Source organism: Mesorhizobium sp. B264B1B (genome assembly GCF_020165765.1).
Lineage (GTDB): Bacteria > Pseudomonadota > Alphaproteobacteria > Rhizobiales > Rhizobiaceae > Mesorhizobium.
This window is the reverse complement of the sequence record NZ_JAIUIS010000001.1, coordinates 275,107-297,647: the sequence shown is the minus strand read 5'-3', so window position 1 is coordinate 297,647 and position 22,541 is coordinate 275,107. Positions and strand designations below refer to the sequence as shown.

Sequence of the window (22,541 nt, the reverse complement as noted above, 5' to 3'; positions counted from 1 at the left end):
AGCCCGACCTTGGCCGCCGGGCTTATCCAAAAATTTGCTCACGAGTCCTGCTGGGAGGTTGCCTAGCTTCTCGGCTTCAGATTCTCCGGATCGTAGAGCGGCTTGTAGCCGACACCAGCGACTTCGACCGGATAGGTCTCGCCGAAATACTCCACCTTCAGCTTGCGGCCCTCTTGGGCATAGGCCCATGGCAGATAGGCGAGCGCGATGTTCTTGCCGATGGTCGGGCCGTAGGCGACCGACGTGGTGAAGGAACGGCGGCCGAGTTCGTCGACCAACGTCTCGCCGGTCTCGGGGTCCAGCACCGGCATCGTGCCCACCGGATAACGCGCCACACCCTTGGAATCGGTGTTTTCGGTCATCACCAGCGTGCACAGCATCGCCGGCTGGTGCTCGCGGGCGCGGTATTCCAGGTGCTTGGCCTTGCCGCAGAAGTCGTTCTCCTTGACTTTCGGGCGGGCAAGATCGGCCTCGAGCAGGTTGTACTCGGTGAGCAGATCGGCATTCTGCAAACGCAGGCTCTTTTCCATGCGCCGCGTATTGGCATAGGTCTCGACGCCGAACGGCATGACGCCGGTCGAGCGCAGCGCATCCCAGACGGCCAGGCCGTCCTCGTAGCGCATGTGCAGTTCCCATCCCTGTTCGCCGACATAGGAGATGCGGAAGGCGGTGACGTCCTTGCCGGCGATCCGGATCGGCTTGATCGCGGCGAACGGGAAATTCTCCAGCGCAAGGCCCTCGGGATTCTCGACCACCTTTTGCAGGGTTGCTCGCGCGTTCGGGCCCCAGATGCCGATGGTGACGTATTTTTCCGTCACATCGGTGATGGTGACATCGAAACCTTTATCCTGCGCGGTGCGGCGCATGTACTGGAAGTCGCGCGGGCCGGCGTCTGCGCCATCGATCAAACGGCAGCGGTCGGCCATGCGGATGACCGTGAAGTCGGCGCGCACCATGCCTTCCTCGTCGAGGAAGTGGGTGTAGATGCCCTTGCCGATATTGTTGTCGCCGCCGATCTTGGCCGCGCACAGCCACTCCAGCAGCGCGACGTGGTCGGGTCCCTCGATGTCATACATCGAAAAGTGCGACAGGTTGACGATGCCGCAGTCTTCGCTCATCGCCAGATGCTCGGCATTGGACACGCGCCAGAAATGGCGGTTGTCCCATTCGTTCTCGCGCACCGGCACCCGGTTGGCGTATTTCTCCAGAAGATGCTCGTTGGCGGCATAGCCGTGCGCGCGCTCCCAGCCGCCCAGCTCCATGAAATAGCCGCCGAGTTCCTTCTCGCGCTCCCAGAACGGCGAGCGCCTGATATTGCGGCCCTTGGAGAAGGGCTCGCGCGGATGCACGGCAGGATTGTAGACCTTCATCGCCGTCTCGGTGCAGCGATCCCAGATGAACTGCTCCTTGGTCTGGTGCGGATAGAAGCGCGCATAGTCGATGGCGTGATGGTCGATCGAGGTGCGGCCGTCCGTCATCCAGTCGGCGATGAGCTTGCCCATGCCGGGGCCGTCCTTGACCCAGATGGCGACGGCATACCACAGCCCCCTCACCTTCTGGCTCTCGCCCATGGACGGACCGCCATCCGCCGTCACCTGCAGCAGGCCGTTGAAGGAATGGCTTTCGTTGTAGCCGAGTTCGCCCAGGATCGGCGTCAGTTCCATGGCGCGCTCCAGCGGCGCCAGGATCTGCTCCATGTCGAGGTCGCGCTGCGAAGGCGAAAGCCGGGCCTGGTCCTTCTCGAGCAGGTCGCGCGGATGGCAAAGGCGTGGATTGGTCTCTTCGTAGTAACCCCACTCGATCTGCCCGCCCTCGGCGGTCTTGGGATCACCGGTGTCGCGCATATAGGCGGAATTGCCCTGGTCGCGCAGCAGCGGCCAGCCGATCTCCTTGCCCGTGCCAGCGAACTCGTTGTAGGGGCCGAAGAAGGTGAGCGGATGGTCGATCGGCATGACGGGCAGGTCCTCGCCCACCATCTCGGCGATCAGCCGCCCCCAGATGCCGGCGCAGACGATGACGTAGTCGGCCTCGATGGTGCCGCGGTCAGTCACCACGGCGCTGATGCGGCCGTCCTTGACAACGAGCGACCGGGCCGGCGTGTTGGCGAAGGATTTGAGCTTGCCCGAGGCTTCCGCCTGGTCGACGAGCTTGCCGGCGACCGTCTGCGAGCGCGGGATGACCAGGCCGGCGTCGGGATCCCACAGGCCGCCCTGCACCATTGCCTCTTCGATGAGCGGGAATTTCTCCTTGATCTCGGCCGGTTCGATCAGCCGGGCGCGCGTGCCAAAAGCCTTGGCCGAGGCGATCTTGCGCTTGATTTCGTCCATGCGGCTGTCATCGCCGACGCGCGCGACTTCGAGGCCGCCGATGCGCGCGTAATGGCCCATCTTCTCGTAGAAATCGATGGAGTAGAGCGTCGTCCAGCAGGACAGGAAATCGTGGCTGGTGGTGTAGCAGAAGTCGGAAGCGTGCGCCGTCGAGCCGATGTCGGTCGGGATGCCTGATTTGTCGATACCGACAATGTCGTCCCAGCCGCGTTCGATCAGGTGATGGGCGATCGACGCGCCGACAATGCCACCCAGGCCGATGATGACGACCTTCGCCTTGTTCGGAAACTCTGCCATTGCCCGCGACTCCAGGTGCTGTTGCGGGCGGCGTCGGCGCCCGTCTGATCGGCGCACAATATGCAGACGACGATGAGCGCGCTACCGCCTGTTTGCGACACGCCGCGAATGCGTCGCGACCCGATTTGGATCAGGAAAATCGCTGCCGTCAGGCGAAGGCCCAGATGTCCTCGGCCTGGAAACCGACCTGGTAGCCGGCGGTCTTGAGCTTGACCACGATCTGGCCGATCTCCGGAGCGGGCAGTGCGCCGACCTCGACCTTGATCATGCCCGGACGGTAGCGTTGGAGATCGAGTTGCTCGAAGACCATCCAGTCTGCGCCCTCGCAATCGACGAGGAAGGCGTCGATATGGCTGATGCCGTTGCGGTCGAGCAATGTCTGCAAGGTCTCGGACGGCACTTCGATGTCCCTGAGATAGGGCGCGAATTTGTTGAAATTCACGTCATCCTCGCCCCAGGCATTCTTGCCCGACATCAGGTTGGTGTCGGTAACCGAGGAGCAGCCGATGAACTCGATCGGCAGCGTGCCGGCCTCGAGCGCGGCGGCATCGAAGGTGTGGACGGTGATCGTCCCCCTTGTTTTCGTGACGGCAACCGGCTCGATGATGAAGCGGCTGGTATCGGGATAATTGGCGCGCAGGCGCTTCTGGTTATAGGGGATCGGCTCGACCAGCAGGGCACGGGCGCCTGGAATGCGATGCAGCCAGGGCGTGACGTCGTCGAACAGCGCGCCGTCGCAGGCGCCGACATTGACCATCTGGAAGGGCCGCCTTGTCCCGCCGAGGCGCGCTTTCAATGCCGCCCCGGCCAGGAATTTCGTGCCGCGCAGCGACGGCCCCCGGTCGAGCAAACCGGCCGGAAGGCCAAGCGACAGCGCGATGCGCGTCAGGCTGGACAGCGAACTCATGGCGTGTCTCCGGGAATGACATGCAAGACGGCGCGGTGCTGGTCACGGCCGACTGTCGCCCACAGCGCCATGAAAGGGGTGGCCAGCAACAGGAATGGCGGAACCAGATGCGGGAAATAGATGCGCGTGTCGTGGATCGGGAAGACGGTGAATTTAGCCAGCGCGCCGAGCACGAGCGCCGCGAACAGAATGCCGGCGCGTCGGTCGAGCCGGAAGCCGGCACGGCCGACCGCGTACCAGCCGGCCAGCGCCAGCACCGAGACGCCGACCCAGCTGTTCAGGTTGACGGCGCGCAGCAGCGATGCGGCAAATGCCTTGAGATAGGCAACGACGGAGAACGGCGGCTCGAACCCGTCCATGTTGTAGTGCTGCTCGACGCTGGAGAACCACAGATGCGGCCACCAGCCAGGATGATGCGCCCAGTGCGAGATGGCGAAATAGGCGACGAAGGACGCCGCAAAACCGACCAGCGCACCCCATGCCTGCTGCCGGAAGGCGATGAGCAGAACGGCGAAAACGGCAAGAAAGACAATATTGTCCGGCCGCACCATGAAGGCGAGGAAGAGCAGGATCGCCGTCGCCGCCTCGCGGCCCCTGACATAGGCGTAAAGCCCGCCGAGCAGCAGCGCCGAAGTCAGCAGATCCGGCGTCGAGGCGCGCGCCGCATCGCCGAAATCGGCCATGATCAACACCGCGCCGATCACCGGCGCCAGCGCCAAGGCCTTTTCCGAGCGCAGCCAGAGCAGCGTGATCGCGCCGAACAGCAGCACCGAGGCCACCTGCACCAGCCGCATCGCTTCGACCGGGGACATCGCCGCGCTCAGCGTCGACAGGATCTCGGCGTAGAGGAACTTGATCCGGTACATGCCGAGCAGCGAATGGAAGTCGGCGGCATTCTCCGCCATGTGGCTGCGGAAGCCGCCGCCATCATCGGTTAGCGTCTTGTAGTCACCTGCCGAGATCCCGGCCTTGACGGCGTTGTAGGCATAATCATGCAGCGCCTGCGCATCGGGGTATGTGCCTTCCTCTGATATGGCGAGATAGGGAAGCATGTCCCAATTGGCATCGGGCATCACCCAGGCCGTCAGCGCCGTCAAAAGGATGTAGAGCGCGAAAGCCGCCGCGCCGATGGGTGCCGCCAGCCGCGCATAGGTCCCCTCGCCCCACGCCAGGCCGGCCGCTGTGAGCCGGTCGAGCGGGTTTTGCGGAGTGGGCGACTTGGTCAGCATCGTCGTGGGGCTCAACGAACCTGGCTTTTGACGAAATCCTTCACGATTCCCACAATGCCGCGCGACAAAAGGCTGTCGAAAGCATCGACGAACCGGTCGACATGCTCGCGCTGGCAGATCAGCGGCGGCTCGAGCCGGATGACGTTGCGGTTGTACTCGGTGAAGGCGACGAGCACGTCATAGTCACGCAGCAGCAGCGCGCCGATGAAGCCCGACAGCGAACCCTTCAGCTTGTCGTCAAGCACGCTGACCACCGGCCGCAACACGGTCGGCAATGTCTGCGAGAAATCATGGAACTCGAGCCCGATCATGAGCCCCTTGCCGCGGACGTCCTTGATGATCTTGGGGTATTTGTCCTTCAGTGCCTGGAGGCGCTGCAAAAGGTACTCGCCGGTAGCGGCGGCATTGTCGATCAGGCCCTCGTCATAGAGAACGTTGAGCGCTTCGATCGAGGTGACGCAGGCCTCGCCCATGCCGCCGAAAGTCGCCATGGCATGGATCATCGCCGTCTTCGGCGTGCCGTAGGCCTTCATATAGATCTCGCGCCTGGCGACCATCGCGCCGACCGCCGCCTTGCCGCCGCCGAGCGACTTGGCGAGCGCCGTCACGTCGGGAACGACGCCATAATGTTCGAAAGCATAGAAGCGGCCGGAGCGGCCATAGCCGCACTGCACTTCGTCGGCCACCCACAGCACACCGTATTGATCGCACAATGCGCGCAGCTTCTGCCAATATTCCGCGGGCGCCTGGATGATGCCGCCGCCGCCCTGGATGGTTTCCAGCACGATGACGCCGATCTCGGGATCGGCGCGGAATGCGCGCTCGACCGCTTCGATGTCGGCGAACGGAATCCGGACCGCATTGTCCGCCACCTTGAAATCGGCGCGGTAGAGCTGGCCGTCGGTGATCGCCAGCACACCCTTGGTCTTGCCGTGGAAGGAATTCTCGGCATAGACGATTTTCGGCCGCTTCGGGCCGGCGGCACGCTCGGCGAGTTTTACCGCCGCTTCCATCGCTTCCGAGCCGGACGAGCCCAGAAACACCATGTCGAGATCGCCGGGCGAACATTTGGCGATGTTGTGGGCCAACGCGGCCGCATATTGCGACATGAAGGCGATGGCGATCTCCTGGCGCTTCTCCTCCTGGAATTTCTTGCGCGCTTCGAGGATGCGCGGATGGTTGTGGCCGAAGGCCAGCGAACCGAAGCCGCCGAAGAAATCCAGGATCTTGCGGCCGTTCTGGTCGATGTAGAACATGCCCTCGGCGCGCTCGATCTTGATCTTGTGGAAGCCGAGCAGCTTCATGAAATGCAGCTGGCCCGGGTTGAGATGCGCCTTGAACAGGTCGGTCATCGCAGCGACGTCCATCGCCTTGGCCTGCTCGACGCTGATCAGGTCAGGCTTGGCGATGGTGGCTGGCGACAGCGCCGGCGCGCTGACCATGGTGCGCGCGCTCGCCTGATCGGGTTTGGCCATGACGGTCATTTCAATCTCCTGTCCGCGCGCAGGATCGGGGATCGTGCGCAGATGAAACTGTTGGCGGGCTGCTATTCGGCGGGCACATGTTTGGTGGCGACGGCGTGGCCGGCCTTCCTGGCGCGGTATTCGCTGTAGGCGGCGATCAGCATGTCCTCGTCGCGATGTTGCGGCACCCAGCCGAGTTGGCGTCCCGCTTTGGAGACGTCGAGCACGCACTCCTCGTCGGCGATCAGATATTGCTCGGGATCCATAATCGGCAGGTTCATCAGGTCGAGCAGGTCGAGCGTGCGCTTCACCGCCCAGCCCGGCGTCGGAATCAGGATCGATTTCGAACCGGCATGCCTGATCAGGTCGCCGAGCAATTTCCTTACCGGCGGCGGGTTGAGCGAACCCAGATTATAGGCCTCGTTCGGTACGCCGGCTTTCCAGGCCGCGCGGGCAGCTTCCGCACAATCGAAAACAGAAATGAACTGGTATGGATTCCGGCCCGAGCCGATCATCGGCACCGGAAGGTTCCAGTCGATCAGCTTGAACAGTTTTTCAAGGATGCCGAGGCGGCCGGGACCGATGATCAGGCGCGGACGAAACAGCGAGATCGACATGCCGCGCTTGCGCCATTCGGCGGCCAGTTCCTCCGTCTTCTGCTTCGACCAGCCATATTCGCCGAGCGGCGCGACCGGATGCTCCTCGGTCATCGGGAAGGTGACCGTATGGCCGTAGATCATGTCGGTCGTGTAGTGGACAAGCCTGGGTGCGCCAGCCTTGTCCATCGCCTGCATGATATGCTCGGTGCCATGGAAATTGACCGGAAAGAAGAAATCGTGCCGCTTGGCGCGCACCTGGATCGGCGACAGCATCTTTGCCGACAGATTATAGACCATGTCGTCGGCCTTCAGCCCAACCGCCGCCACCGATGCGGGATCGGTCACGTCGCAATGGATGAAGCCGACGTTGCGATAATGCGCCAGGTCGCTCTTGACGATGTCGGCGACGACAACCTCCTCGCCATCCGCCACGAGCTTCGGGGCAAGGTGGCGGCCGACAAAGCCGTCGCCGCCGAAAATCACATGTCTCATCGAACGATCTCGCTGGTGCCGATCTTGTCGGGAGTGATGGAAACGGTCTGTTCGTCATGTCCCCGGTCACCCAGGTCTCGGCCGCTTTGGGCGATCAGCACCGTGCCCACGCAGATGCAGGCGATACCCGCGATGCGCCAGCCGTTGAGGTCCTCGCGGAAGACGAAATAGGCGAAGACCGCGACGGCGACATAGGCGAGGCTAAGGAAGGGATAGGCAAAGGAAAGCTCGACCTTGGACAGCACGTAGAGATGCGAGGCCATGGAAATGACGAAGGTGCACAGGCCGAGGAACACCCAGGGGCTGAAGACGATCTGCAACAGCTTGATAAGCGGGTTGGCGCCTTCGAACGAGATCGGCCCAAGCGACATCATGCCTTGCTTCAGCATCAGCTGCGCGGCCGCATTGGTCATGACCGTAAAGAGAATGAAGACGATATATTTCATAGCTGCTCACCCACCCGTGACGCCTTCTATTACAAACCCGAAAAGATTTCGTGAACTCACAAGGATATTTTGAGTAAATCTCCTCGTTAACCAGTCGCTAACCAAGATCCATTTCAATTTTATCTATTCGGCGGCCTCGGCGCCCCGCCTTCCCAGGTCGATGTTTTTCGCGGTGCGCGCCCAGAAGCCGGACATGAAGGCCGGATCGCGCTGCGCCTCCAGCCGCGACCACTCCGGAAAGGACGCGGCGAAGGTCGCGGCACTCATGCGCGCATCCTTGTAGGGGTTGACCGCTCCGCCGGCTCCGATGGCGATGCGGTCGAGTTCATCCAGCAATGCCAGGGTCGCGGCTCCCCTGTTGGGGAAATCCAGCGTCAGCGTGTAGCCAGGCCGCGGGAAGGAGAGCAGCGCCGGGGATCGGACGCCGCCGAAGCGTTTCAGAACAGTGAGGAACGAGCCCTGCCCCGCCCGCCTGGCAGCCGCGAGCAGCATCGGCACCGCTTCACGCGCGGCTTCTTCCGGCACAACGCTCTGGTGCTGGAACAGCCCGTTCGGACCGTAAAGCCTGTTCCAATCGCGCACACCGTCCAGCGGGAAGAAGAAGTCCTGGTAGCCGACCTGGCGCGGCGCGGCAGAGCGGCCCTTCCGCCATCGGTAGGCCGCATTGAAGGCGCTCAGGAACGGCCGGCTGAGCACATTGAAAGGCGGCTGGAACGGCACCGCGAAATTGCCGCCGGCACGCGCGGCGGTGTGCGAGCCATGCTCGGCGTGGTTGCCTGTGAACAGCAGGCCGCGCCCGCTGCGCCTGCCGCCGGCGAGCTGATCGATCCAGGCGACGGCATATTCATTGGCCTGGTCCGCCGCCTCGGCCAGGTCGAAGAACTCGCCCAGGTCGCGAAACGGCGTCACCTTCTCGATGATGTCGAGGGAATGCACCCGCATCAACCGGATCGAGGCCGACAGGATCAGGCCTGTCAGCCCCATGCCGCCGATCGTCGCCCGGAACAACCGCGGATTGTCCGTGGCGGAGCAGCGGTAGGTCTGTCCATCGGACCGCAGCAGCGTGAGGCTTTCGACATGGCAGCCGAACGTGCCGCGCCGGTGATGGTTCTTGCCGTGGACGTCGTTGGCTATGGCGCCGCCGAGCGTGACGAACTGCGTGCCCGGAACGACTGCCGGGAAGAAGCCGTAGGGCGCGGCGTGGGCAATGATGTCGGACAAAAGCACGCCCGCATCCGCTTCGAGAAGGCCGGTCTCGGCATTGAAGGCGCGGATGCGGTTCAGCGGCCGCATGTCGACGACCGCGCCGGCCTCGTTCTGGCAGGAATCGCCGTAGGATCTGCCATTGCCATAAGCAAGCAGCGAGGCTTGCCTGGCCTGGCCGCCCTTCAGCAACACGATCGCGTCATCGATGCCGATGACGCGGGGCGCGGGCAACGTCGCGCGCCCGAAGCTGTCGAAGCGCTCGCCGGCCATGTCTACCAGCCCCCAATCACCAGCAGCACGGCGCCGATCAGCACCACGATCTGGCTGCGCCAGTCGCGGATGATGAACACGACCGGATCGTCATGCATCTCATCGCGACGCGCCAGGATCCAGACCCGCATGGTGAGATAAAGCACGATCGGCGGCAGCGGCCAGATCAGCCAGGGATGCGGGTAGAGCTCACGCACCGCGACACTGTCCATGTAGAGCGCCAGCACCAGTGCCGAGGAGAAGGCCGAAGCCATGCCGGCCTGAGCGACAATCTCCTGGTCCTCGGTGCGATATCCGCGCCCGGCAATGCGCTCGCCGGGTGGAATGGCCGTGGTGCGCAATTCGACGAAGCGCTTCACCAGCGCCAGCGACAGGAAGAAGAAGATCGAGAAGGCGAGCAGCCAGAACGAGACCTCGACGCCGGTCGCGGCCGCGCCCGCCAGAACGCGGATCGTGTAGAGGCCGGCCAGCGTCAGCACGTCGACCAGCAGCATGCGCTTGAATGACAGCGAATAAGCCGTGGTGACAGCCATGTAGCCGCCGAGCACGGCGAGGAATTCGGGCGCCAGAAACAGTCCTGTGCCGATGCCGATCGCCAGCAGCACCGCGATCGCGCCGATCCCGAACGGGATGGAGAGCGCGCCGCTGGCGAATGGCCTGTGACGCTTGGTGGCATGCTTGCGGTCAAGCGCCAGGTCGAAGAAATCGTTGAGGATATAGATGGCCGACGCCACCGCGCTGAACGAGATGAACGCCAGCACGCACTCCCAGATCATGCCGGCGTTGAAATATTCATGCGACAGCACCATCGGCACCGCGATCAGCGAATTCTTCAGCCACTGATGCACGCGCAGCATTTTGACGATGGTCCGCAATGTCGGTTTCGGCGCCGACATGGTTTCGGCGCCATGCGCCGCCTGCCAGCGCGCGGCGTGGCGGTCCGGCGCCACCACGATCGCGCTGCGTGCCGCATCGAAAACCTGGAGATCATGGCGGCTGTTGCCGGCATAGTCGAAGCCGCCATCGCCATAGGCCGCGACAAGCGAGGCACGTTTCTTGCCGGAAGTCAGATTGTCGACCCCGTCCGTCGCAAGCACCCTGTCGAAGACACCGAGGTGGCGAGCGATGGCGTCGGCGAATTTGCGCGGCGTGCCTGTCGCCAGCACGATCTTGCGGCCTTCGGCATGCTCGGCCCGTATGCGGTCGAGCAATGGCGCGCGGTAAGGCAGCGACGCGGGATCGATATCGACGCGCTGGGCGATGGCCTGCTTCAGCCGGGCCGGCCCGGCGGCGGCCCAGAAAGGCACGAGGAAAATGTAGAGCGGGTTCTTCTTGAGAAGGATGAACAGTCCTTCCCATAGCAGGTCGGTCGCGATCAGCGTGCCGTCGAGATCGACCGCAAGCGGTATTGCGTTTCCGTCGGACCGCGCGTCCATGTCGTCCTGCCCTGCCTCGAACCCGCCGCGCCGTTTGTCGGCGTCTTCGCAAGACGTATAGCGGGGAGACGGCGTAACGAACGTTAAAACGCCCGGTTGTGGGCGGCTGCCGCCGCGGTATTTCCGGCGTCATTGTTAAACAACTGTTACCGAAAACAATAAAAGGCCGGACAAATGTCCGGCCTTTCAAGGCATGCCGTCGAAATTACTTGATGCGGGCGACGCCGCCCGAGATCTCGACCGTTTCCGAGCCGGTCAGGGCTTCGAGGTCGCCATTGGGCAAGGTGACGAAGCAGCCATTCGGGCAGAATTCCACGGTTTCGCCGGCGGCCAACGCCAGGTCGGTCTTGCTGCCGCCTTCCGTCACGATCAGCGTGCGGGTCTCGGCGTCCTTGTTGACCGCGCTGGCGGAATGGGCCGAGCCGCTCACGGCGAGCAAGGCGACGGCAGCGACGAGAGACTTCCACATGTGCAATATCGGTGTTCCCACCGCCTCTGTTGCATTTCGCAAGGCATCCTCGCCTTTGCATGGGAGCTTATATGAGATGGAAGCTGAACCGCAACTGAATGCCGCATTCATGCCGCAATTGGTTTCGACGGCCTGAAACCTTCCGACCGCCGATCTAATCCGGATCAGGTTTCTTCGCCTTGCGTCCCGATCTGGCTAGACGTTTGGCCTCGGCCGCGGCTTCCGCCTTTGCTCGTTCCTGCTCGGCGAAATCGGCCTCGATCTTGTCGTCGTCGGTCGGCCAGGCCTTCGCATGCTTGGGCTCGACGACCGCGCGTGGCGTCGAGGGTATCTCGATATGCTGGTCGCTGAACGTCTCCAGCACGGTGAAGCGGATATCGTTCTGCACGATGTTGCCGTTCATCACATCCGCCAGGAACAGGCGGATCTCGAATTCCAGCGCGGCAGGCCCGAAATTGGAAAACAGCACGAAGGGTTCGGGGTTCTTCAGCACCAGCGGATGACCGCGGGCGATCTCGAGCAGGACGGCGTGCACCTGCTTGACGTCGCTGCCATAGGCGACGCCGACCTTGATGTCGATGCGGCCGAGCTTGTTGCGGTGCGTCCAGTTGCCGACGGCGTTGTTGATCAGGTTCGAATTGGGCAGGATCACCGACTGCCGCTGGAAGGTCTCGATCTCGGTGGCGCGCACGCTGATCTTCTTGACGGTGCCGCTGATGTCGCCGGCGACGATCCAGTCGCCGACCTTGAACGGCCGCTCGGCCAGCAGGATCAGGCCCGAGACGAAGTTCGACACCACGTTCTGCAGGCCAAAGCCGATGCCGAGGGAAAGCGCGCCGGCGACCAGCGCCAGGCTGGACAGATCGATGCCCGCCGCCGAGATGCCGATCAGTGCCGCGAGTGCCACGCCGGCATAGCCGACGGCCAGCCGGATCGAGTTGCGCACGCCCGTGTCGACCTTGCCGCGCGCCATCACCGAACCGTCGAGCCAGCCCTGGAACCAGCGCGTCAGGAAATAGCCGATGATGAAGACGACGATGCCCGACAGGATGCCGGTGACCGAAATCGTCACCGAACCGATATTAATCCCGGTCGCCAGTTTGTAGGCCCAGGCCTGGACGTCGCCCAGTTGGAAGCCCCACATCAACAGGATCAGCGGCAGGAAGACCAGCACGATCATCACGTTGATGGCCACGCTGACGACAAGGCCGAGCTGGTCGAGCGCGGTGTCCTCGTAGCTGGAATTGGCCGACAGCCAGCGCCCGACCGACGTATTGGCGAAGGCGCCCTCGTCGCCGATCGCCTGTGCCGACAGGAAGCCGATATAAGCGGTGACGAGCGCCGTGCCGGTGACGACGACCTGGAACGAAACGAAAAGGGCGAGCCCGATATAGCCGAGCAGCGCTGCGATGATGGTGAAAAACCCGAGCGCCAGCGAAGTATAGCGCAGCCATGCCGGCCACGGGCGCCAGCTTCCGTCACGCGCCTTGAACGGTCTCAGCATCGCCATCAGGATCAGAATGACGCCGACGATCAACGCGGCGCCGAAACTGCGCGCAATGGTCAGCGAAAGGGGCCAGCCCATATTGTCGTTGACGATCGACAGGAAATAGTTGACGCCGATGACCACCGCCATGGCGGTGGTCAGGCGAACCAGCCAGCGCGCCGGCCCGGTTTCGACGGGGATCAGGCGCCAGTTGGGCAGACGCGGCTCGAGTGCCGCATTGGCCAGCCGGTTGACGCAGAACACTCCCCCAATGACGGTCGCCAGCGCATTGAGGAAGAGGCCAATATCGCCGCGCAAAACGTTGTAATAGTTGAAAAAGAAAATCGTCGAACCCAGAAAGGCGCCGACCGCCAGCGTCGGCAGCAATGTCGACCAGAAGGCCACCGACAGGCGGCTGAGATAGGACGGGTCCTCATTGGACGGATCGGCTTCGAACACCCGTCCAAACAACCGCCGGCCGCCGACCAGAAGCACAAGGGCCAGCCCGAGCGCCACGAAGGTTGCCGCCAGAACGGCCTGGAACTTGAACCTGAAGGCGAAGCTCAGCCAGGACGAGACCGCCTTGTAGAAATTGCCGAATTCGTCGCGGGCGTCGGAAAGGACCTGCGAGCTCAGTGCATCCGACAGCACATAGCGCTTGGTCAGGAGATTGCGGAAAAGCTCGCGGCGCATGTTGCCGATCTTGTCGATCATCCCGCTGATGCGGATCGACAGCGTCTGCGCCTGCGCGATGACGGCGTTGATCTCGGCCTTCTCGGAGACCAGCGCCTGGCGCTCGGTGCTGACGATATCGGGCTCCGGCGGCTGGCCGGCGGCGGGTGCCGGGCCGAGTTGCTCGAGCCGGCTGTTGATCTCGCTAAGGCGGGTGCGGAAGGCCAGCGCGCTGTTCAGCGATTGCCGCGACAGCTCCTCGAGCTGCAGGCGGATATCGACGAGAGTGGCATCGTCATCACCGTCCTGCTGGATCTTCTTGTCGAAATTGTCGGTCTTGGTCGTCAGGTCCTGAAGGATTTTCTGCTGGTCGGCGACCAGTCCGGCAGGCGCCTGGCCAAGCCCTTGCGCCGACGCATCGAACGAAAGCGGCGCCGCAAGGACAAGCGCGAACATCAAGACGAGACGAAGCAATTTGAAAAACATGATTTGTTGGCGACTCAAGGCGGCAATGGCAATTGAATTTGCCTGTCCTTGATAAAGACGGCCATATCATGGGGCAAGCCGTCGCATCCGACCGCCAGGGCTCCGAACTCGGGGCAACAAAGACCTGACGACCGCCAGTCCCGTTGTGCCGGCAGCTTTACGATAGGAATTTTTTCTTGACTGGGTGAAGGCAGCTATGGTAGATATTCAGTCATGGTGCTGAGTTGCGCCAACGACCCGCCGCACAGGCGGGTTTTTTCGTTCAATGCTCCATCAACAGCGCGCCGGCGAAGGACCCCGTCACCCGGACTCGTCGCCTGATCCGACCGCACCTGCGCTGATCTGGCGGTGGCCGGAGCGTCGGCCAGTCGAAAGGCGATGGCGCAATATTGGCTTTGCGCGTGCGGCCTGCTCTATAGTCTGCCGCATCGCCCGAAACGGACATCATATCCATGGCAGAGTACTCGGCCCTTTCGCTGCTCGCGAACGCGCTCAAGGGAAACAAGGACTGGAAGCCGGCCTGGCGCAAGCCGGACCCGAAGGCATCCTACGACGTCATCATCATCGGTGGCGGCGGCCACGGGTTGTCGACCGCCTATTATCTCGCCAAGGAACACGGCATCACCAATGTCGCGGTGCTGGAAAAAGGCTGGCTCGGCTCCGGCAATGTCGGCCGCAACACCACCGCCGTGCGCTCCAACTATCTGCTGCCCGCCAACACCCGCTTCTACGAGCATTCGATGAAGCTGTGGGAGAACCTGTCGCACGATCTCAACTACAACGTCATGTTCTCGCAGCGCGGCTGCCTGAACCTAGCGCACACGCCGGCCCAGTTCGACGACTATGCACGGCGCGGCAACGCCATGCGCCATCTGGGCGTCGACGCCGAACTGATGACGCCGGCGCAAATCAAGCGCCTGATCCCCGCGCTCGATATTTCCAGTGATGCACGCTTCCCCGTGGTCGGCGGCCTGATGCAGCGGCGCGCCGGCACCGCCCGCCACGACGCCGTGGCCTGGGGCTATGCGCGCGGCGCCGACCGGCGCGGCGTCGACATCATCGAGAATTGCGAGGTCACCGGCTTCCTGCGCGACGGCGACCGCATCACCGGCGTCACCACATCACGCGGCGACATCCGCGCCAAGAAGGTGGCGGTCGCGGTGGCCGGCAGCACCGGCCGGGTGATGCAGCTTGCCGGCATCGAGACGATGCCGATCGAGAGCCATGTGCTGCAGGCCTTCGTCACCGAATCGCTGAAGCCCTTCATCGATACGGTCGTCACGTTCGGCATGGGCCATTTCTACATGTCGCAATCGGACAAGGGCGGCCTCGTCTACGGCGGCGACATCGACGGCTACAACAGCTACGCCCAGCGCGGCAACCTGCCCATCGTCGACGAGGTGATGAGGGAGATGCTGGCGCTGTTCCCGGGGCTTGCCCGCGTGCGCATGCTGCGCTCCTGGGGCGGCGTCTGCGACATGTCGATGGACGGCTCGCCCATCATCACCACCGGGCCCCTGCCCGGCATGTATCTCAACTGCGGCTGGTGCTATGGCGGCTTCAAGGCGACGCCCGCCTCCGGCTGGTGCTTTGCCTGGACCATCGCCAAGGACGAGCCGCATGACCTCAACGCCCCCTTCACGCTCGACCGCTTCCATCGCGGCCTGGTGATCGACGACAAAGGCCAGGGCGCCAATCCCAGACTGCACTGAACAATATCTCTCCAAGCAAGGCTTCACCGAGCAAGGCTGCACCAGGAATATCCGATGTTGATCACTTGTCCCTATTGCGGCCCGCGCGACGTCATCGAGTTCACCTACCAGGGTGACGGCAACCGCGAGCGTCCCGACCCCGCCTCGCAGAACTTCGAAGCCTGGAACGCCTATGTCTATGACCGGCTGAACCCGGCCGGAGACCACAACGAGATCTGGCAGCATTCCGGCGGCTGCCGCGCGCATCTCAGGGTCGTGCGCAACACGCTGACGCATGAGATTTCCAGCGTCGCCTTCGCACGCGGCGATCACGGCCCGGTCGCGCGTCGCAAGGCGGAGGGCAGATCGTGAGCCCGCGCCGGACCGAGACCGGCGGCCGCATCGACCGGCTGAAGACCATCCGCTTCACCTTTGATGGCGCGTCCTACACCGGCCATGCCGGCGATACGCTGGCTTCGGCACTGCTGGCCAACGGCGTCACGCTTTACGGGCGCTCGTTCAAATACCACCGCCCGCGCGGCCTCCTGACAGCAGGCGTGGAAGAGCCGAACGCGCTGGTGACGGTGCTGAAGGGCGAGGTTCGCGAGCCCAACATCGCGGCGACCATGGTCGAGATTCATGACGGGTTGGTCGCCGTCAGCCAGAACCGTTTTCCCTCGCTGGCTTGGGACGTCAGCGCCGTCAACCAGCTCGGCGGCAAGCTCCTGTCGGCCGGCTTCTACTACAAGACCTTCATGGGTCCGGTGATCGGGCCGCTGAAGGGCACGCGCTTCTGGATGTTCTGCGAGCATTTCATCCGCCGCGCGGCCGGCCTCGGCCGTGCCGGTTCCGCCGCCGACCCGGCGCGCTATGAGCGCATGAACGCCTTTTGCGACGTGCTGGTGGTCGGCTCCGGCCCTGCCGGGCTGACGGCCGCCAAGGCCGCTGCTGATCAGGGCGCGCGCGTCATGCTTGCCGAACTCGATCCGCGTTTCGGCGGCTCTGCCAACTGGTCGAACGAGACGATCGATGACCTGCCGGCGGCCGACTGGGCCAGGCGAACCGTGGCCCAGCTCGAGGGTTACGACAATGTCCGGCTTCTGCCGCGCACCACGGTCTGGGGCTACTACGACAGCAATACGCTTGCCGCCCTTGAACGGGTCACCGATCACAAGGAGACACACGGCAAGGGCGAACCGCGCCATCGCTACTGGGCGATCCGCGCACGGTCGGTTGTGCTGGCCACCGGCGCTTTCGAACGGCCGCTTGTATTCCCGGGCAATGACCGCCCGGGCGTGATGCTGGCCCATGCCGCGGAGCGCTACGCCAACGAATTCGGCGTGCTGGCGGGGCAGACGGTCGCGCTGTTCACCAACAATGACAGCGCCTATCGCTGCGCCCTGGCGCTGAAGAAGGCCGGCGCAAGGATTGCCGCGATTGTCGATGTCCGCCCCGAGCTTTCTGGCCAAATGCGCAAGCTGGCCGAGGAGACCGAAGCCGAGATCTTTCCCGGCCATGCCGTGATCGCCACTGAGGGCGGCAAGGCGCTCTCCGGCGTCAAGCTGCAGCGCTTCGACATGACCAACGGCACGCTCACCGGCGATTCTCGCAGCATCCATGCCGACTGCCTCTTGATGTCGGGCGGCTGGTCGCCAACCATCCATCTGGCCAGCCAGGCCGGCGGCAAGGCGCAGTGGAATGCCGCCCGACAAGCCTTCCTGCCGCCGAAGCCGACGCAGAACTGGATTGGCGCCGGCGCCTTCACCGGCAGCTTTTCCACGGCCGAAGCGATGATCGAGGGCCGCGCCGCGGGCCTTGCCGCGGCAGGCGCGCAAGCCACGCCGGCCGCACTGCCCCCGGTCGAAGCCGTAGCTTGCGATCCCGATCCGGCGCCGGTGTTCGAGATCAGGGCCAGCGGCAAGAGCTTCGTCGACTTCCAGCACGACGTGACGTCGGAGGACGTGCGGCTGGCGCACCGCGAAGGCTTCGTCTCGGTCGAGCATCTGAAACGCTACACCACGCTCGGCATGGCGACCGACCAGGGCAAGAATTCCAACGTCCCCGGCCTGGCCATCATGGCCGAGGCGCTGGGCAAGCCGATCCCGGAAGTCGGCACGACACGCTTCCGGGCGCCTTTTGCACCGGTTTCGATCGGATCACTGGCGGCGGAGCGCTTCGGCGACCTCAAGCCCGAACGGCTGACGCCGATGCATGACTGGCATGTCGCCAATGGCGCAACCATGTATTCCGCCGGCCTGTGGTACCGGCCGATGATCTACGGCCTTGCCGGCGAAACGGTCGAGCAGGCCTATGTGCGCGAGGCCAGGGCGACGCGCGAAAGCGCCGGCATCGTCGATGTCTCGACGCTGGGCAAGATCGCGGTGCAAGGTCCGGACGCGGCCGAATTCCTCGACCGTGTCTACACCAACATGTTTTCCACGCTGGCCGTCGGCAAGGCGCGCTACGGGCTGATGCTGCGCGAGGACGGGCTGGCCTTCGACGACGGTACCACATGGCGGCTCGGCGAACAGGATTTCCTGATGACCACCACCACGGCCAATGCCGGCAAGGTTATGCAGCATCTGGAATATTTCCTCGATGTGGTCTGGCCGGAGCTCAAGGTTCATGTCACCTCCGTGACCGACCAGTGGGCGGGTGCCGCGATCGGCGGGCCGAAAGCCAGGCAGATCCTGGCCGGCTGCGTCGTCGGCACCGCTGTCGACAATGCGGCGCTGCCGTTCATGGGCATCGTGCATGGCCAGATCGCTGGTGTGCCGGTGATGATCTGCCGGCTGTCCTTTTCCGGCGAAATGGCGTTCGAGGTCTATTGCGGCGCCGACCACGGCACCCATGTCTGGGAAGCGCTTGTCGAGGCCGGCAAGCCGTTCGGACTTGTAACCTACGGACTGGAAGCGCTGGGCACGATGCGCATCGAGAAAGGCCATGTGACGGGCGCCGAGATCGACGGCCGCACCACGGCGCGCGACCTGCATCTCGACTGGATGCTGTCGAAGAAGAAGCCGTTTATCGGCTCGGCGATGATGGACCGCGAGGGCCTCATCTCGCCCGACCGGCTGGAACTTGTCGGCCTAGTCTCGCTCGACAACAGGCCGCTCAACGGCGGCGCGCATATCGTCGAGGAGCTTGACGAGTCCAACCCGCACGGCTCGATCGGCCACATCACGGCCTGCTGCTATTCGCCGGCGCTCGGCAAGCACATCGCGCTGGCGCTGGTCAAAGGCGGCAAGGCCAGGCACGGCTCGCGCGCCCATGTCTCCGATCCGCTGCGCAACCGGTTCGGGCCGGTCGAGATCGTTTCCAACCACTTCTACGATCCGGATGGGAGCCGCATGCATGGTTGAGCGCCTTTCACCGCTGGAACCGGAATTCCATATCGGCTCGCACGGCAATTTCGAACATGGTGTCGAAGTCATCCTGACCGAGACGAGACCGGGCTCGATCGTGCAGCTCGCCGCCTGGCCGGGCGAAGAGAAGAAACTGATATCAGGCATCCGCGCCGTCACCGGGCTTACGTTGCCCGACGGTGCCGGCGGTGGCGCCACCAATGGCGCCAAATCGGCATTCGGTTTCGCACCGGGAAAGTTCACCGTAGCCGACGAAGCCGAGGGGCTGGCCGCGGCTTTCGCGGGCGTGGTGACCCCCGCCATCGGCACAGTGACCGATCTTTCGCATGGCCGCACCGCGATCCGCATCGCCGGTCCGAAGGCCGAATGGGTGCTGGCAAAGTTCTTCGCCATCGATTTCGCGCTGCCGGCCTTCCCGCTCGGCGCCGGCCGCTCGACCACCCATCACGATGTCTTCGCCCAGGTCCAGCGCACCGGCGGCGACCAGTTCGACATCTACGTCTTCCGTTCTTTCGCACGCTCCTTCTGGAAGGCGCTGTGTCACGCCAGCGAGGAAGTCGGCTACGAGGTCCAGTAGGCGCGCCTCGACGGATTCTGGCATCAAGGCCGGCCGGCTCTGACGCTACAGCAATGCACCGGCGGCCGTCATAATGGCGTGATATGGCCGTCAAGCCGGTCCGAAGGGTAACAAAACCCGTCTCCAGAATCCGCGCATCCGTTTGGTTCGAATATCTCCATGACCGCAGAAATATCCGCCGGCGCCACCGATCGCGCCGATGTGCCAGCCAGAGCCCTGCTCCTGCTGCCGCTGACGGTCGCCTGCGGCGTGTTCATGACCAGTCTCGACCAGAATGTCGTGGTGACGGCGCTGCCCGGCATCAGCGAAAGCCTTGGCCGTCCACCGAGCCAGCTTGGCCTGCTGATCACGGTCTACGTCGCCAGCCTGATCATCTCGATGCCGCTCGGCGGCTGGGCCGCCGACCGCTTCGGCCTGCGCAACGTCTATTGCTTTGCGCTGCTGGTATTCGCCGCCTCGTCGGCGCTGTGCGGCCTGTCCGACAACATCTGGACGCTGGTCGGCGCCCGCGCGCTGCAGGGCTTCGGCGGCGCGCTGATGGGCACGCTCGGTCAGGTCGTCATCCTGTCGACCTTCCCTCGAAGCCGGACGCTGAAGATCAACATGTATATCTCGCTGGCCGGCCAGTCCGGCCCGCTGGTCGGTCCGCTCGTCGGCGGCGCGCTGACCACTTACATTTCCTGGCGCTGGATCTTCTTCATCAACGTGCCCTTCGCGCTGGCCGCGGCTGTCCTTGCCGCCTCGCTGTTTCCGACGGTGACCAAACCCGTGCGCACACCGTTCGATTTCCCGGGCTTCCTGCTGGTCGGCAGCGGCATGGTCCTGCTTGTCTTCGGCATGGATTCGCTGGCGGCGAAAGATGCGGCCGCCGGCGTGATCGCGGCCGAGCTTGCCCTGGCGCTGGTCATCCTGACGGTCGCCTCGTTCTATTGCCTGCGCGTGCGCAATCCCTTGCTCGACCTCAAGCTCCTGCGCATCCGCACCTTCCGCATCTCCTTCCTCACCGGCGGCGGTCTGGACACGATCGGCCTCAGCTCCGTCGTCTTCCTGCTGCCGCTGATGTTCCAGCTCGGCTTCGGCATGAGCGCGGTACAGGCGGGATCGCTGACCTTCGTCGCCGCGGTCGGGTCGGTGGTCATGCGTGTCTTCATGCCTCGCCTGCTCAACCGCTTCGGTTTCCGCCGCGTGCTGGTTTTCAACACGCCCGTCGTCGCGGCCATGGTTGCGGGCTTTGCCCTGATGCAGGCGACCACACCGGTGTGGATCGTGCTTGCCTACATCTTCATCTTCGGCGTCTTCCGTTCCGCGCAATGGGCGTCGACCGGCAACCTTGCCTATTCCGACATCGCGCCCGATCAGCTCGCCCGCTTCAGCGCGCTCTATTACATATTGTGGCAACTGGCGGTGGCGATCAGCGTCGGCCTGGCCGCCGCGGCACTATCGTTTCTGGCCGGCGGCGGCCCGGCCGTCGCCAATGACTTCCGGATACTGTTCGTGATCGAGGGTGTCATCACGCTGTGCGCGCTATCAGCCTATCTCAAGCTGACGCCGCAGGATGGCGCCCATGTCAGCGGCCATGGCGCCCAGATGAACACGGAATAGCGGATGTCGCAGCGCAGCAGCGGCCTACTCGCTGAACGTCACCCATTCCTCCAGCGGCACGCGGTCGGTTCGGAAGGCGTTTTCGGGCTTCGACGTATCTTCATAACCGAGCGCCATGCCGCAGACGACGATCTCCTCGTCGGGAATGCCGAGCACCGGCCTGATCTGCCGGTGATAGGGCGCGAACGCCGCCTGCGGACAGGTGTGCAAGCCCCTGCCCCGCGCGGCAACCATGATGTTCTGCAGGAACATGCCGTAGTCGATCCAGGAACCCTGGTTAAGCCGGCGGTCGATGGTGAAGATCATGCCGACCGGCGCGTCGAAGAAGACGAAGTTGCGGTCGTGCTGGGCACGCATCTTGTCGACCTCGCGGCGACCGATGCCGAGCGCGCCGTAGAGCCCGAAACCGTTGGCGCGGCGGCGGGTCAGGTAGGGTTCGAAGAACTGCGTGGGATAATAGCGATATTCGTCCCAATCGGCCTTTTCAGCACGGATGCCGGAATTCAGGATGGCATCCGATATCCGCTGCTTGGTGTCACCCTTGGTGACATAGACCCGCCATGGCTGCATATTGGTGCCGGAAGGGGCGCGTGCCGCGACCGCCAGTATGTCGCGGATCGTGTTGTCGTCGACCATGTCGGGCAGAAAAGCGCGCACCGACCGGCGCGATACGATCGCGTCGTCGACGATCTCGGCATCAACCGTGATTCGAGCCTTCTTTCCAAGCATGGGCCGTCCTTACCCTGTGTCCCGATCGGACGTTCCCACTCGCCGCTCGCGGCCGAGCCTTTGCATGAACCGCCAAAATCGCGCAAGCAAATCTTGTGCACCCGTGAAAATCCGCTTGATTTTTTCACCGCTCCGGCATCTCATGAAATTTGATGGGATTTTTTCACGAGAGCGCGATTTGCCTCCAACTACAGCGAAAGCATTGCAGGGAAATTACGAGCGATTGCTGGCCAGCGACATCAGGGCGCTGCGCAAGGCGCGAGGGTTGACGCTCGCCGAGATCGCCCTGAAACTCGGCCGGTCGGTCGGCTGGGTCAGCCAGGTCGAACGCGGCCTGTCGACACCGTCGCTCAGTGATCTCCGGGCTTTCGGCGAACTGTTCGGCGTGCCGGTCAGCCTGTTCTTCGGCCACGACGTGCCTGTCGAAAGCGAGCGCGGCGCGGTCGTGCGGGCCGGCAGCCGCCGCACCCTTGGCACAAGCGAATCCGGCCTCATGGAGGAGCTTCTGTCGCCCGATCTCGGCGGTAGCTTCGAGATGCTGCGTTCCGTCTTCGCGCCGGGCGCCGAGCTCAAGAGCGAGGCGCGTCGGCCGACCGAAGAGGCTGGATATGTCGTGTCGGGGACGTTCGACATCGAAATATCGGGGACATGGCATCGGCTCGGCGAAGGCGATTCCTTTCGCTTCGAGGGCAAGCCATTCCGCTGGCGCAATCCGGGAATGGAGCCGGCGGTCGTCATCTGGGTGGTTTCGCCGCCAGTTTATTGAATGAAATTGGACCAAGGGTTGGAGAA

17 protein-coding genes are annotated in these 22,541 nt (G+C 63.8%); 6 read left to right on the top strand and 11 right to left on the bottom strand.

Annotated features, from left to right (window positions below; genetic code table 11):
* Nucleotides 1-62: 62 nt before the first annotated feature.
* The 10 genes from LB547_RS01360 to LB547_RS01315 form a co-directional block, all read right to left on the bottom strand.
* A complete protein-coding gene (locus tag LB547_RS01360; RefSeq protein ID WP_140521113.1) occupies nt 63-2,624 on the bottom strand; it encodes a GcvT family protein in 2,562 nt (853 codons plus the stop codon).
* A gap of 148 nt (nt 2,625-2,772) precedes the next feature.
* Nucleotides 2,773-3,531, bottom strand: a complete 759-nt coding sequence (locus LB547_RS01355; protein WP_140760746.1) for an FkbM family methyltransferase — start codon at nt 3,529-3,531, stop codon at nt 2,773-2,775.
* Nucleotides 3,528-4,760 carry a DUF2029 domain-containing protein gene (locus LB547_RS01350; RefSeq protein ID WP_140760750.1) on the bottom strand — a complete coding sequence of 411 codons (1,233 nt, stop codon included), beginning with the start codon at nt 4,758-4,760 and terminating at the stop codon, nt 3,528-3,530. Before LB547_RS01350 ends, LB547_RS01355 begins: the two co-directional genes overlap by 4 nt.
* 11 nt (nt 4,761-4,771) lie before the next feature.
* Nucleotides 4,772-6,202 carry an aspartate aminotransferase family protein gene (locus tag LB547_RS01345; protein ID WP_181173456.1) on the bottom strand — a complete coding sequence of 477 codons (1,431 nt, stop codon included), beginning with the start codon at nt 6,200-6,202 and terminating at the stop codon, nt 4,772-4,774.
* Nucleotides 6,203-6,306: 104 nt separating this feature from the next.
* Nucleotides 6,307-7,314: an NAD-dependent epimerase/dehydratase family protein gene (locus tag LB547_RS01340; protein ID WP_140760757.1), complete on the bottom strand. Its 1,008-nt coding sequence runs from the start codon at nt 7,312-7,314 to the stop codon at nt 6,307-6,309.
* On the bottom strand, nt 7,311-7,760 hold the full coding sequence (locus LB547_RS01335) for an EamA family transporter (RefSeq protein ID WP_140760762.1): 450 nt from the start codon (nt 7,758-7,760) through the stop codon (nt 7,311-7,313). Before LB547_RS01335 ends, LB547_RS01340 begins: the two co-directional genes overlap by 4 nt.
* Nucleotides 7,761-7,883: 123 nt before the next feature.
* On the bottom strand, nt 7,884-9,236 hold the full coding sequence (locus LB547_RS01330) for an FAD-binding oxidoreductase (RefSeq protein WP_140495631.1): 1,353 nt from the start codon (nt 9,234-9,236) through the stop codon (nt 7,884-7,886).
* A 2-nt stretch (nt 9,237-9,238) separates the two neighbouring features.
* Entirely contained in the window at nt 9,239-10,672 is a 1,434-nt protein-coding gene (locus LB547_RS01325; RefSeq protein WP_140623250.1) for a UbiA family prenyltransferase, read from the bottom strand.
* Nucleotides 10,673-10,877: 205 nt separating this feature from the next.
* Nucleotides 10,878-11,141 (bottom strand): hypothetical protein, encoded by a 264-nt coding sequence (locus LB547_RS01320; protein WP_140521120.1) that lies wholly within the window; start codon nt 11,139-11,141, stop codon nt 10,878-10,880.
* A 154-nt stretch (nt 11,142-11,295) separates the two neighbouring features.
* Nucleotides 11,296-13,785 carry a mechanosensitive ion channel family protein gene (locus tag LB547_RS01315; protein ID WP_140760775.1) on the bottom strand — a complete coding sequence of 830 codons (2,490 nt, stop codon included), beginning with the start codon at nt 13,783-13,785 and terminating at the stop codon, nt 11,296-11,298.
* A 452-nt stretch (nt 13,786-14,237) separates the two neighbouring features.
* On the opposite strand from LB547_RS01315, the gene LB547_RS01310 reads away from it, so the two are divergent.
* The 5 genes from LB547_RS01310 to LB547_RS01290 all read left to right on the top strand — a co-directional run bounded on the left by LB547_RS01310 (nt 14,238) and on the right by LB547_RS01290 (nt 21,020).
* Nucleotides 14,238-15,497, top strand: a complete 1,260-nt coding sequence (locus tag LB547_RS01310; RefSeq protein ID WP_140760790.1) for a sarcosine oxidase subunit beta — start codon at nt 14,238-14,240, stop codon at nt 15,495-15,497.
* Between the two features lie 54 nt (nt 15,498-15,551).
* Nucleotides 15,552-15,848: a sarcosine oxidase subunit delta gene (locus tag LB547_RS01305; RefSeq protein ID WP_140516363.1), complete on the top strand. Its 297-nt coding sequence runs from the start codon at nt 15,552-15,554 to the stop codon at nt 15,846-15,848.
* A complete protein-coding gene (locus LB547_RS01300; protein WP_140760807.1) occupies nt 15,845-18,838 on the top strand; it encodes a sarcosine oxidase subunit alpha in 2,994 nt (997 codons plus the stop codon). Before LB547_RS01305 ends, LB547_RS01300 begins: the two co-directional genes overlap by 4 nt.
* Nucleotides 18,831-19,418, top strand: a complete 588-nt coding sequence (gene soxG / locus LB547_RS01295) for a sarcosine oxidase subunit gamma family protein (RefSeq protein WP_140760824.1) — start codon at nt 18,831-18,833, stop codon at nt 19,416-19,418. Before LB547_RS01300 ends, soxG begins: the two co-directional genes overlap by 8 nt.
* A 159-nt stretch (nt 19,419-19,577) precedes the next feature.
* Nucleotides 19,578-21,020 carry an MFS transporter gene (locus LB547_RS01290; protein ID WP_140760838.1) on the top strand — a complete coding sequence of 481 codons (1,443 nt, stop codon included), beginning with the start codon at nt 19,578-19,580 and terminating at the stop codon, nt 21,018-21,020.
* A gap of 24 nt (nt 21,021-21,044) precedes the next feature.
* Here LB547_RS01290 and LB547_RS01285 read toward each other — a convergent pair whose 3' ends face one another.
* Nucleotides 21,045-21,749 carry a nitroreductase gene (locus LB547_RS01285; protein ID WP_140516370.1) on the bottom strand — a complete coding sequence of 235 codons (705 nt, stop codon included), beginning with the start codon at nt 21,747-21,749 and terminating at the stop codon, nt 21,045-21,047.
* Between the two features lie 223 nt (nt 21,750-21,972).
* Here LB547_RS01285 and LB547_RS01280 point away from each other — a divergent pair, with 223 nt between their 5' ends.
* A complete protein-coding gene (locus LB547_RS01280; RefSeq protein ID WP_181167629.1) occupies nt 21,973-22,515 on the top strand; it encodes a helix-turn-helix domain-containing protein in 543 nt (180 codons plus the stop codon).
* Nucleotides 22,516-22,541 lie beyond the last annotated feature (26 nt).